1 protein-coding gene is annotated in these 884 nt (G+C 66.4%); it reads left to right on the plus strand.

Annotated features, from left to right (window positions below; translation table 11 throughout):
- On the plus strand, positions 1-884 hold an 884-nt coding region (locus AB4Z27_RS29180), incomplete at both ends, for a 3-hydroxybutyrate oligomer hydrolase family protein (protein ID WP_441646001.1).

Raw genomic sequence — 884 nt, forward strand, 5'->3', positions numbered from 1 at the left:
GTCCGACGGGGTGCGGCAGGCCTCCATCGGCAAGGACAAGATCCTGGTGATCGCCTCGGCCGTCTCCAACGGCGGCGGCGCGGCCATCGCGGCGGCGGAGCAGGATACGAACGGCCTGATCGACGGCGTGGCTGTGGGCGAACCGAACGTGAACATGCCCGCCGTGCCGGCAATCACGGTGAAGCGGGGCGGGGTGACGGTGGGGTCATCGGGGCGGCATCTGTATGACTACACCACCACGGCGAATCTGTTCTCGCTCTGCGCTGGACAAAAAACTCTACCGGCACCGTTTACGACCAGCCCGGCGCTACAGGGTGGCAATCGATGTACGTCGCTGGTGAGCGGTGGCCAGTTGGTGGGCGCGGATCTCATCACCCAGTCCAGTGATGCCTTGGACCGGTTGCACGCCGCCGGCTGGGAGCCAGAGTCGGATGTGCTTCATGCATCGCTTTCGTCGCTCGAAGTGGCTAGTTCGATCTCGGTGACGTACGCCAACTCCTACTCGCGTGCCAGCGTGACCGACAAGCTGTGCGGCTACACGTTCGCCTCGCCGGGCGGCGGCACTCCCACCCCTGTGACCATCCCGCCCAACACATTGGCCCTAACCTTCGCCAACGGCAACGGTGTGCCGCCGAGCACGGGGGCGACGCCGACCACGGGGATCACGCTAATGAACGAGAGCGCCCAAGGTGGCGCGATCCGCGACTTCGTCTCGATCAATGCTGACGGCACTCGGGACGCCAACCTGCCCGGCGCCAATTGCCTGCGCGACCTGCTGACCAACAGCGCAGCACTCCAGGCGGGCATCGGCCAGACCTTGCGCACGGGCAATCTGCGCGGCAAGCCGGCGATGATCGTCCATGGCCGCAGCGACGGCCTGCTGC

Source organism: Cupriavidus sp. KB_39, from assembly GCF_052114485.1.
Lineage (GTDB): Bacteria > Pseudomonadota > Gammaproteobacteria > Burkholderiales > Burkholderiaceae > Cupriavidus.